We start from the raw sequence: 11,811 nt of genomic DNA, 5'->3' as shown, positions 1-11,811 counted from the left end.
GTTGTTTTTTATTATTTTTGCAAGGAAAGACCATCAAAATATGTTCTGTAATTATTAGAGAATTCAAAGTTGTTTTTTGCATCCCAATTAATAGACCAAGACATTAGGCCGCGGAATGCAGGATAGCCACTCTGGTTAGAAAGTTTATACTTTCCTCCGAACGGAACTCCTTTAATGATATAATTTAAAGCTTTTTTCATTTCAGTTGGCGAAATGTATCCACCACTTGGAGCTGCCGCTGGTGCTGCAGGAAGTCCAATCATTACTTGATCTGAACGAAGAGCTGGGAAAATGTTATTTGCATTACCACCTACAGGAAAACCATGTAAGAGCATATCTGCCATAGCGACTTCGTAGTCTGCAGTACCTTGATTGTAGTTATTACCGTCCATTCCAATCCCGCTACCAGCATTGTAGTGTTGAACGTGAATGTATGTTAGTTTATCTTTCACTCCGTAAATAATTGGTAAATATGCACCCCAGATGCTTCCGTATGCGCTATAACCGCCTTGAACATAAGCTGTTTCAGGAGCCATGCTTAATAGAAAATCTGGACCATAATGATCTGAGATTGTTCGAATAGCTGATATAAGATTTACGATTTGAGGAGTAGTTGGGTTTTTGAAATTAGTGTCATTTCCGTTTAAGTAAATACCTGATTCAAGGTCAATATCTATTCCATCAAAACCGTATTTATCAATCAGAGATTGTATGGAATTAATAAAACGTTGCTTAGCGGCATTGTCAGGAAGTAAAACGACCCCATTTTGTCCACCTATTGAAAGAACTACTTTCTTTCCTTTACTTTTTAAATAAGAAATATCTGATTTGAATTCTGTATCTGTACCATATACAGGGGAAAATTCAACAGTGGAACGATCACCACCAGTTTCACCGAAAGATACATTGATTACATCCCATTTTGGTGAAATGTCTCTTAATTTAATAATGCCAGTACCGTTATCGAAGTTATGCCAGTATCCAACGAGTAATTTTGAACCTAAATTGTTTGCTGCTTGTGTTTGGAAAGGGGATAGCGGTAGCAGTAAGAACAGTACTAAAATACAACAAAAAAATTTGAATTTGTTTAACATATCAACACTCCTATACAAAAAGTTGTCTAGATGTATAATCTTGTTTATTTAATAATATCTGAAAATTCTTTCTTTTGTAAGAGGACTATAATTTTCTCAACAATTGTGTATGGAAAAGTATTAAACCTAATGAAATAATTTTTGAGGAAGGTTGAATTGTAATTGTTAAATTCAGAATATTTTGATATATTTTAAAGTATAGGACAAAATCTTTCGCACAGTACTCTTACATAAATTTCAAAATTTAGTTTGGAAGGGGATGTACAAGAGTTGGATAAAAATCTAAAGAAAGATCTCAAAATACGCCACATTACAATGATCTCAATTGGCGGCGTAATAGGGGCTGGTTTGTTTGTTGGAAGTGGTGCAGTTGTACATTCGGCAGGACCTGGTTCTATCGTTTCATATGCATTAGCGGGACTTCTAGTCATTTTCGTCATGAGAATGCTAGGAGAAATGGCAGCTGTAAATCCGACAAGTGGTTCATTTGCAACGTATGCAAGAGAAGCAATTGGTCCATGGGCGGGTTATACAATAGGCTGGTTATACTGGTTTTTCTGGGTAATTGTTATTGCAATAGAAGCCACAGCAGGTGCTGGTATTATCCAATATTGGATTCCACAAATACCGCTCTGGTTATTAAGTTTAATATTAACAATTTTATTAACGTTGACGAACGTTTTTTCGGTGAAATCATTTGGAGAGTTTGAATATTGGTTTTCTTTTATTAAAGTAATAAGTATTGTTTTGTTCCTTTGCCTAGGTCTTGCTGTTATTTTAGGACTTGTTCCAGGAACAGAAGCACCCGGCACTTCGAATTTAATTGGACAAGGTGGATTTATGCCTAACGGTATAAGTTCGGTATTGCTTGGAATTACTGTTGTTATATTTTCATTTATGGGATCAGAGATTGTAGCAGTAGCGGCTGGTGAATCTGCAGAACCTGTAAAAGCAGTAAAAACAGCAACAAACAGTGTGATTTGGCGTATTCTTGTATTTTTTATTGGGTCTATAGCGGTAGTTGTTACGCTACTGCCATGGAATTCAGCTAACATATTAAAAAGTCCATTTGTAGCTGTACTTGAACATATAGGAATACCAGCGGCAGCACAAATTATGAATTTTATCGTTTTAACAGCTGTACTTTCTTGCTTAAATTCAGGTTTATATACAAACTCAAGAATGCTTTTTTCAATGGCAGAAAGAGGAGATGCGCCAAAGTCATTTTTAAAATTGAACAGTAGTGGTGTTCCTGTTCGAGCGGTTTTATTTGGAACTTTCTTCGCTTATATTGGAGTTGTTTTTAGTTACATTTCTCCAGATAAAGTCTTTTTGTTTTTAGTGAATGCATCTGGCGGGATTGCGTTACTAGTTTATCTCGTTATTGCAGTTTCGCATTTAAAGATGCGTAAAAAAATGGGGAAAGTAGAACAACAAAATTTGAAAGTGAAAATGTGGCTTTTTCCGTATGTAACGTATGTTACAATTGCCGCTATTATAGCAGTTTTAGTTGCGATGCTCGCAATTGATTCTTTACGTTCACAAGCACTTTTAACAATGTTTGTTACTGTTCTTATCATACTTTCGTATTTTATTTTTAATAGAAATAAAAATAGCACAGTTTTGAATCCTAAAAGTAAGAATGAGGAATCTGTTCGATTCTAATTTTCTTGTTTTCGAAGAGAGTTACACCCAATCATTGCTATAAAAGAATCATATATAATCATAGAAACAAGTAATTACTATTGTCATAGTGGATATAAACTTTTTTCTTGACTTTTTATACGAAGGCGAGCAGAATGGTAAAAAAGGAAGGGGGGATGATGATGGAAGAGTACGTATTAGAGCTGTATAACCTGTTATATACGACAGAATGGCAAGATATTGTTTCGTTTTTAGGAATAGTATTTTGCATGAAAATTGTAATTGTATATATGGAAGAGCAAGGTATGTTCTATTCCTTCTCATCTCCGTTCGATGTGCAGCGCGAGCCGTTGCTAAACTATGCCAATGTGAATTACGAACAATTTCCTTTTGTTCTATTCTTTATGATTCGATTTATAACAGCAATTGTAAAGAAGAAGGAAAGTGATGATGAAGAGTGCCACGTAACTTGTAAGGTAGCTAACGTTTTTTAAGCTAAATACAAGGAGGAGATTTATATGTGGTTTCGATTTCTTATGATTGGTTTCTTTTCATTAACAGCAATTTCATTAATGGGATATCAAGTGTCTGAAATTTTTCAAGCATATAGCGATACATTTTTTAACAAAAATTAATCGCGTTGCTATTTGAATAATAAAGCGATAAAATCCTTCTTAAGAAGTTTTATTAAGAAGGATTTTTTTCTTTGTCTTGTCTTGCTGTGTCAAACTATTGTCACATTTACACTGTGAATAATATGTTAAAATAGTGAGGTTATGTATACATACTTGAAGGAAGAGGGAGTGACCATTTTGGTGGATCAATCAACAAATCAGAAAAGCTATGCTCCTATTGTGATAACGCTTTCTGTAATTGTAAATGCGATTATTTTATTTTTGTTCTTTGGACCTGTTGGCTATGAAGGAGAAGTACATTTTGATGTAACAATTTTACCAATGTTAAATGCGATTTTTAATAGCTTTACGTTCGTATTCTTATTAGCAGCTTTATACTCTATTATTAAAAAGAATGTGAAAATGCACCGTGGTTTTATCCTCGCAGCATTTACAACGACGTTGCTATTTTGTGTTTCTTATTTATCGTATCATTACTTGGCGCCAGCAACACATTTTGGCGGAGAAGGGTTCATTAAATATGTGTACTTCATTATTTTAATTACGCATATTATCCTTGCAGCAATTATTGTACCACTTGCATTGTTTGCACTTGTATTTGGTTTTACAAATCAATTGACACGTCACCGTAAAATTGTACGTTGGACGATGCCGATTTGGTTATATGTAAGTTTATCTGGTGTTATTGTTTACTTAATGATCTCACCTTATTACCAATAAAAAAATCTCAGCCTGTAGGCTGGGATTTTTTTATTAAGCAAATATTTTTGTGAAATGAAAAAAATATGGTATACAAAAGTATAGTTGCTTTTCAAATAGAAGGGATGGTAAAGAAATATGCAAAATTTTGTATTTCGTAATCCAACGAAACTTATTTTCGGTAAAGGTCAATTAGAACAGTTAAAAACTGAAATTCCACAGTTCGGTAAAAAAGTTCTTCTCGTATACGGGGGAGGCAGCATTAAAAGAAACGGTATTTATGATAATGTAATTTCTATTTTAAAGGATATTAATGCAGAAGTATTTGAATTGACAGGTGTTGAACCGAATCCACGTGTATCAACTGTAAAGAAAGGGATTCAAATTTGTAAAGAGAATGGTGTTGAATTCATTTTAGCAGTTGGTGGAGGAAGTGTGATCGACTGTACGAAGGCAATTGCAGCTGGGAGTAAGTACGATGGAGATGTATGGGATATTGTAACGAAAAAAACATTTGCTAATGAGGCATTACCATTTGGTACTGTACTTACTCTTGCAGCAACAGGATCTGAAATGAATGCAGGCTCGGTAATTACAAACTGGGAAACGAATGAAAAGTATGGATGGGGTAGCCCGGTTACTTTCCCGCAGTTTTCGATTTTAGATCCAGTTCATACTACTTCTGTACCGAAAGATCAAACAATTTACGGTATGGTAGATATTATGTCGCACGTATTAGAACAATATTTCCATCATGGAACGAATACAGAACTACAAGATCGTTATTGTGAAGCTGTTTTAAAAACAGTAATTGAGACAGCTCCTAAGCTTTTAAGTGATTTAGAAAATTATGAGCATAGAGAAACTATTTTATATTGTGGTACTATGGCGTTAAACGGCATTTTAGCGATGGGAGTGAAAGGAGATTGGGCGACTCATAATATTGAGCATGCAGTTTCTGCTGTTCATGATATACCACATGGGGGTGGCCTTGCGATTTTATTCCCGAACTGGATGAAGCATGTTGTAGAGGAAAATGTAAGTCGTTTTAAACAGTTCGCTATTCGTGTATTTGATATAGAAACAGGTGGTAAAACAGATAAAGAAGTGGCGTTAGAAGGAATTGAGGCACTGCGTCAATTTTGGACTTCAATTGAGGCACCAGTAACATTATCTGATTACGCTATTGGAGAAAATGAAATTGATATAATGGCTAATAAAGCGATGGCGTATGGTGAATTTGGTAACTTTAAAAAATTAAATAAAGATGATGTTCTAAGTATATATAAAGCTTCTTTATAAGTGAATTTAGAAAAGAAACCTATTTGATTGTTTGATCGAATAGGTTTCTTTTTTGCTGTTTATAAACGTTTGTGGGTGTTTTTGATTATTTTTGGTTGTTTATGGTTGATTTTTGTGACCGTTTTCATTATACTGTAATCAAAGAAGAGGTGAATAAAATGTTAACTCCTGAACGTCATCAAATGATATTGCAACTTGTAAAAGAACAGAAAGTTGTAAAATTACAGCAATTAGTTGAAAAAACAGAAAGCTCTGAGTCGACAATTCGCCGTGATTTAGCACAATTGGAAAAGCAAAGGTTATTAAAAAGAGTTCATGGTGGTGCCGCTGTTTTAACAGGAAAAGGGCAAGAACCAACGATGGTTGAAAAATCATCCAAAAACATTCAAATAAAACAACAAATTGCTAATTATGCGGCTAGCGTTATTGAACAAGGTGATTGTATTTATTTAGATGCAGGAAGTACAACATTTGAAATGATTCCATTTTTAATAAATAAAGATGTTACTGTCGTTACGAATGGACTTATGCATATTGAAGCTTTAGTTGAAAATAATATTCGTGCGTATTTACTAGGCGGAATGATGAAGAGTAGGACGAAAGCTTTAATCGGTGCTATGGCACAGGAAAGTATGCAGAAGTATCGTTTTGATAAATGTTTTTTAGGTGCAAATGGTGTACATGAACAGCTTGGCTTTACAACGCCAGATCCAGAAGAAGCGCTCTTAAAACAAATGGCATTAACATTAGCAAACGAAGGATATTTCTTAATTGATGAAAGTAAGTTTTCAGAAGTTGCGTTTGCGAAAATTGCAAATGTTGAAGATGCAAATATTATTACAAACCATTTAGAAATTGATTTAGAAAAATATAAAAAACAAACCAATGTAATTGAGGCTGATAAACAATGATCTATACAGTTACTTTAAACCCATCTATTGATTATGTAGTGCAAGTTCCTTCTTTTGATTTAGGAACAATAAATCGAGCGGAGAAAGATATGAAGTTTCCTGGAGGAAAAGGAATTAATGTTTCTCGTGTTCTTCAGCGTTTAGGTGTTAAAAATATAGCACTTGGATTTACTGGTGGATTTACTGGTCAATTTATTAAAGAGGTATTACATGATGAAGGTGTAACAACTAACTTCGTCCAAGTAGATGAAGATACTCGCATTAATGTGAAAATAAAAGGGAAAGAAGAAACAGAATTAAATGGCCAAGGTCCTCTTGTAACAAAAGAGCAGTTCGAACAGTTAATGAAAAAAATTGAGAGTATGCAACCTGGAGATTGTGTTGTACTCGCTGGGAGTGTACCAGTCTCTATTCCAAGTACCTTTTACGAATCAATCGCTGCGTTTGGAGCTGAAAAAGGTATTCGTGTAGTAGTAGATGCAAGTGGAAGTGCACTGCAACATGTAATTAAAAATAAGCCATTTTTAATTAAGCCAAACCACCATGAACTTGGTGAGTTGTTTGGAGTGGAGCTTTCAACAGTAGAAGACATTTTACCTTATGGAAGAAAATTAATTGAACAAGGTGTAAAACACGTTATCGTATCGATGGCTGGAGAGGGAGCTTTATTATTTACGGCAGAAGGTATATATGAAGCGACTGTTCCAAAAGGTGTTGTAATTAATTCAGTTGGGGCCGGAGATTCTCTTGTTGCAGGGTTTGTAGGCAAATATGAACAGACAAAAGATATTGAAAAGGCATTTCAATACGGCGTTGCAACAGGGAGTGCAACAGCATTTTCAGCTGATTTATGTAAGAAGGAAAAAGTAGAAGAATTATTGTCGCAAGTAATTGTAGCTAAGCGATAGGGGGAAGCAACATATGAAAATTACAGAACTATTAAAAAGGGATACAGTCATTATGGATTTGGCAGCTTCAAATAAAGAAGCTGTCATAGATGAATTAGTTGAGAAATTAAACGGGGCAAATCGTTTAAATAGTAAAACGGAATTTAAAGAAGCTATTTTAAAGCGGGAGTCCCAAAGTACGACTGGAATTGGGGAAGGTATTGCAATACCTCATGCGAAGACAAAGGCTGTTAAACAACCATCGATTTGTTTTGGTAGAAGTGTAAGCGGTATCAATTATGAGTCGCTTGATGGACAGCCTGCGCATTTATTCTTTATGATTGCTGCAAGTGAAGGAGCGAATAATACTCATTTAGAAACGTTGTCTCGTTTATCGACAGTATTAATGGATGAAGGATTTCGCAAGCAACTATTAGAAGCGAAGGATGAAATTGAGCTTCTTCGTCTATTTGATGAAAAAGAGAATGAAAAAGAAGAAGAGATTGAGGTCGCCAAACCAGAAGGAAATGAACCGTACGTACTTGCTGTTACAGCTTGCCCAACGGGAATCGCTCACACATATATGGCGGCGGATAGCTTAAAAGCAAAAGCGGCAGAGTTAGGAATAGCGATTAAAGTTGAAACAAACGGATCAACAGGTATTAAAAACGGTTTAACGAAAGAGGATATTGAACGTGCAACAGCTATTATTGTTGCGGCAGATAAACAAGTAGAAATGAATCGTTTTGCTGGTAAACATGTCATTCAAGTGCCAGTTGCTGACGGGATTCGAAAAACGGAAAAATTGCTCAATCGAGCTGTCAAACAAGATGCACCAATCTTTAAAGGTGTAAAAGAGGACGGGAAATCAGAAAGTATTGAGAGAGAAAAAGGATTAGGAATTTATAAGCATTTAATGAGCGGTGTAAGTAATATGCTTCCATTCGTTGTTGGTGGCGGGATTTTAATAGCGCTAGCGTTTTCGTTTGGTGGTATAAAGGCGGAAGGTCCTTTAGCTGAATTGTTCATGTCAATTGGTGGAGGAAAAACAGGTGCGTTTTTATTCCTTGTACCAATTTTAGCTGGATTTATTGCAAGCTCTATTGCTGATCGTCCTGGTTTTATGCCTGGTGTTGTAGGTGGATTTTTAGCAGCGAATGCGAATGCTGGATTTTTAGGTGGATTAATTGCTGGTTTCTTAGCTGGATATGTTGTTTTAGGGTTGAAAAGATTATTTTCAGGACTACCAGTACAATTAGAAGGAATTAAACCTGTTTTGTTATATCCAGTCTTTGGATTATTGATTACAGGAGTTGTAATGCAAAAAGTAGTAATTCCGCCTGTAGTAGCATTAAATGAAATGTTGACAGGGTGGTTAAATGGTTTAAACGGTACGAATGCTATATTACTAGGTCTTATTTTAGGTGGTATGATGGCAATTGATATGGGTGGTCCAATTAATAAAGCGGCATTTACGTTTGGTATTGCTGCAATAGAAGCACAAAATTTTGGAGTGCACTCAGCAGTTATGGCTGGTGGTATGGTACCGCCACTTGCGATTGCATTCGCAACTACATTCTTTAAATCAAAGTTTACAGAAGCGGAACGTAAATCTGGTTTAACAAATTATATTATGGGAGCATCGTTCATTACAGAAGGTGCGATTCCGTTTGCAGCTGCAGATCCGGTTCGAGTAATTGTAAGTTGTGTTGTTGGTTCAAGTATTGCAGGTGCGTTATCTATGTTATTCCAAATTACATTACCGGCACCGCATGGTGGATTATTTGTAATAGCGTTAGTAAATAAACCATTACTATATATTTTCTCTATATTAATTGGAACGATTGTCTCGGCTATTATGCTAGGTGTTTGGAAAAAGAAAGTTCAATAACAAATGAAAAGAAAGTAGCTTTTATTAGCTGCTTTTTTTTATTACAAAAAAGTAGGTTAACAATTGAATATTGATGTTTTTTGGTAAAAGATGTAATGAATTATGAATTTTTTGTAACAAAAAAGTAACACTGTAATTTTTTCTGGAAAAAAGTTCTTGTGCTCGTATGTGAAAAATATATGAAAACCATTGAAGATTGTATTAGAAATACATTTTATTAATATGGAAATTTATGTTACAACTCATTAATCGTATATTACGAATGCTTTGTAATTGTGTGATTTCTAAAAATTCTAAAAATCTGTTGCTATAATGAGAATACGAAAACAAAGCAAATGGAGGCTATTCATGAAAAAATTATTAGGTATAGCAACAGCAGCAGTTTTTGGTCTTGGGATTTTTGCGGGTTCTGCTAAAGCGGAAACAATTGTAACAACAGACGTATTAAATGTTAGAGAAAACCCAAATGTAGAGTCAAAGCTTGTAGGTAAAGTGTTAAGTGGGAATACACTAGATGTTATAAATACAGAAAATGGATGGACAAAAATTAAGTTGAACGGTAAGGAAGCGTTTGTAAGTGCTGAATTTACAAAGAGCACATATTATGTAACGGCGGGCGTATTAAATGTTCGTGCTGGAGCGAATACTGATTCTGAAGTTCTTGGTAAACTTAATAAAGACGATGTGATTGAAACGACGAATCAAGTTCAAAATGAATGGTTACAATTTGACTACAATGGAAAAGTCGGATATGTTCACGTGCCATTTCTAACAGGAACGGCACCTGTAATCGAAAAGAAAGAAGTTGCAACTCAAGAAGAAGGACCGGTTAGTACAAATACGCCGGTTAAAAATAATACAGCAGTTAAGAATAAAGAGTCTGTTAAGAGTAACGATTCTATTAAGAAGGTAGAATCAAGTAAACCTGTGGTAAAAGAAAAGCCGGCTGCAAAACCAGTTGCGAAATCTACTGAAACAAGTGCGCCTACTGGTGGTCGTGAAATTACAGTAGAAGCGACGGCATATACAGCAGATCCGGGTGAGAATGGTTCGTATGGTGGTCGTGTATTAACTGCAATGGGGCATGATTTAACAGCAAATCCAAATATGAAAGTAATTGCTGTTGATCCGAAAGTAATTCCGCTTGGATCAAAAGTATGGGTAGAAGGATATGGAGAAGCGATCGCTGGAGATACTGGCGGTGCTATTAAAGGAAATCGTATTGATGTATTAGTCGGTTCAGATGGTAGTGCTAATAGTTGGGGGCGCAAATCTGTAAAAGTGAAAGTTATACAATAGGTTATCGATATTAATATAAAAAGCGGTTGCTTGAAATTATGTAAGCAGCCGCTTTTTATGGATTATTGAAAGGGATAAATAGTTTTACCTGTAATAATTTTATATGCACTGCAAAATTGCGTTTGTATATATTCTGTATTTTTATTTTCTGGATGTAATGTTGTTTCATGGAGAGTAGAATGAAAGACCCGTAGTAAACAATTTAGGGCGAAGTATAATTCCTCTTGTGAACAATTTTGTTCTTTTGTAGAAGTAGCTAAAATGAGGTCTTTTGTCAAAGATGAAAAATTGATGGTGGATTGTTTCATAGGTAACTCATCCTCTCAAAACTATTTTTATCATGTATATGCAGAATTGGACAAACTATGTTCTTTTTTATGTATAATTTCATGTACCGAAATGAAAGAACTTGCAATCATGCCGTTAAAATTGGTAAGATTGGGTATAATCAATAGATGGAGTATATTACATAAAGAGAGTTGAATGATATGGGAGAAGTGCAACGTGAAAAAGTTGCTGTCATCATTGGACCAACTGCTGTTGGAAAGACGAAGTTAAGTATCGATCTTGCCAAAGCGTTGAACGGTGAAATTATTAGTGGTGATTCCATGCAAATCTATCGAACGATGGATATTGGAACTGCAAAGGTAACACAAGCAGAGATGGACGGAATTCCACATTATATGGTCGATATAAAAAATCCGGAAGATTCATTTTCTGTCGCGGAATTTCAAGAACGTGTTCGCAAGCATATTCGAGAAATTACAGAACGTGGTAAATTACCAATTATAGTTGGTGGGACCGGTCTTTATATACAATCTGTTTTATTCGATTATCAGTTTACAGATGATGCTGGTGATGTGATATACCGAGAGCAAATGGAAAAGTTAGCTTTAGAACGCGGTGTGGAATATGTACATAAAAAATTGCAAGAAGTAGATCCGGAAAGTGCGGAGCGTATTCATGCAAATAATGTACGACGTGTCATTCGAGCGTTAGAAATTTTCCACACGACGGGTGAAAAAATGAGTGACCAAATTGAGAAACAAGAAAAAGAGTTACTCTATGATGTTTCATTAATTGGCTTGACAATGGATCGAGAAATGCTATACGATCGCATTAACTTACGAGTGGATTTGATGATGGAACAAGGCCTATTAGAGGAAGTGGAAGGTCTGTATAATAGAGGGATACGAGATTGTCAATCTATTCAAGCGATTGGATATAAAGAAATCTATGATTATTTTGAGAATCGAGCCCCTTTAGAAGATGCGGTATCACAATTAAAGACGAATTCGCGTCGTTATGCAAAGCGTCAATTAACGTGGTTCCGTAATAAAATGGATGTCACGTGGTTTGATGTTACAGACGGTGAAAAAACGTCAGAAATTTTACGATACATAGAAGGAAAGTTACAAGTAAAGTCGAATAATAGTAAGTAGAGAAAAA

The 11,811-nt window shown here is 35.2% G+C and carries 11 protein-coding genes; 9 read left to right on the top strand and 2 right to left on the bottom strand.

The genetic code is table 11. From position 1 onward, the window contains the following. Positions 1-11: 11 nt before the first annotated feature. Positions 12-1,094 carry a chitinase gene (locus AC241_RS18350; RefSeq protein WP_016080594.1) on the bottom strand — a complete coding sequence of 361 codons (1,083 nt, stop codon included), beginning with the start codon at positions 1,092-1,094 and terminating at the stop codon, positions 12-14. Positions 1,095-1,364: 270 nt separating this feature from the next. On the opposite strand from AC241_RS18350, the gene gabP reads away from it, so the two are divergent. From gabP to entD, 8 genes are all read left to right on the top strand, one after another. Further along, positions 1,365-2,759 (top strand): GABA permease, encoded by a 1,395-nt coding sequence (gabP, locus tag AC241_RS18345; RefSeq protein ID WP_016080595.1) that lies wholly within the window; start codon positions 1,365-1,367, stop codon positions 2,757-2,759. Between the two features lie 134 nt (positions 2,760-2,893). After that, positions 2,894-3,232 carry a hypothetical protein gene (locus AC241_RS18340; RefSeq protein ID WP_140163816.1) on the top strand — a complete coding sequence of 113 codons (339 nt, stop codon included), beginning with the start codon at positions 2,894-2,896 and terminating at the stop codon, positions 3,230-3,232. 318 nt (positions 3,233-3,550) lie between these two features. After that, the gene (locus tag AC241_RS18330; RefSeq protein WP_000228316.1) at positions 3,551-4,093 is read left to right on the top strand and encodes a DUF420 domain-containing protein; all 543 of its coding nucleotides are present in this window, start codon (positions 3,551-3,553) and stop codon (positions 4,091-4,093) included. 117 nt (positions 4,094-4,210) lie between these two features. Then, the gene (locus AC241_RS18325; protein ID WP_043936356.1) at positions 4,211-5,374 is read left to right on the top strand and encodes an iron-containing alcohol dehydrogenase; all 1,164 of its coding nucleotides are present in this window, start codon (positions 4,211-4,213) and stop codon (positions 5,372-5,374) included. 158 nt (positions 5,375-5,532) lie between these two features. After that, on the top strand, positions 5,533-6,285 hold the full coding sequence (locus AC241_RS18320) for a DeoR/GlpR family DNA-binding transcription regulator (protein WP_043936355.1): 753 nt from the start codon (positions 5,533-5,535) through the stop codon (positions 6,283-6,285). Beyond that, a complete protein-coding gene (gene pfkB / locus AC241_RS18315) occupies positions 6,282-7,193 on the top strand; it encodes a 1-phosphofructokinase (protein WP_043936354.1) in 912 nt (303 codons plus the stop codon). The genes AC241_RS18320 and pfkB overlap by 4 nt, the downstream gene beginning before the upstream one ends. Before the next feature lie 13 nt (positions 7,194-7,206). Next, a complete protein-coding gene (locus AC241_RS18310; RefSeq protein ID WP_043936353.1) occupies positions 7,207-9,063 on the top strand; it encodes a PTS fructose transporter subunit IIABC in 1,857 nt (618 codons plus the stop codon). Positions 9,064-9,411: 348 nt separating this feature from the next. Further along, the gene (entD, locus tag AC241_RS18305; protein ID WP_043936352.1) at positions 9,412-10,362 is read left to right on the top strand and encodes a cell wall-binding protein EntD; all 951 of its coding nucleotides are present in this window, start codon (positions 9,412-9,414) and stop codon (positions 10,360-10,362) included. Between the two features lie 62 nt (positions 10,363-10,424). On the opposite strand, the gene AC241_RS18300 is transcribed toward entD, so the two are convergent. Continuing rightward, positions 10,425-10,670, bottom strand: a complete 246-nt coding sequence (locus AC241_RS18300) for a hypothetical protein (protein WP_016080602.1) — start codon at positions 10,668-10,670, stop codon at positions 10,425-10,427. A gap of 180 nt (positions 10,671-10,850) precedes the next feature. On the opposite strand from AC241_RS18300, the gene miaA reads away from it, so the two are divergent. Further along, positions 10,851-11,804 (top strand): tRNA (adenosine(37)-N6)-dimethylallyltransferase MiaA, encoded by a 954-nt coding sequence (gene miaA, locus AC241_RS18295; protein ID WP_000504953.1) that lies wholly within the window; start codon positions 10,851-10,853, stop codon positions 11,802-11,804. Positions 11,805-11,811 lie beyond the last annotated feature (7 nt).

Source organism: Bacillus thuringiensis (assembly GCF_001182785.1).
Classification (GTDB): domain Bacteria; phylum Bacillota; class Bacilli; order Bacillales; family Bacillaceae_G; genus Bacillus_A; species Bacillus_A thuringiensis_S.
The sequence above is the reverse complement of the archived record's forward strand: the minus strand, read 5'-3'. Positions and strand labels throughout refer to the sequence as shown.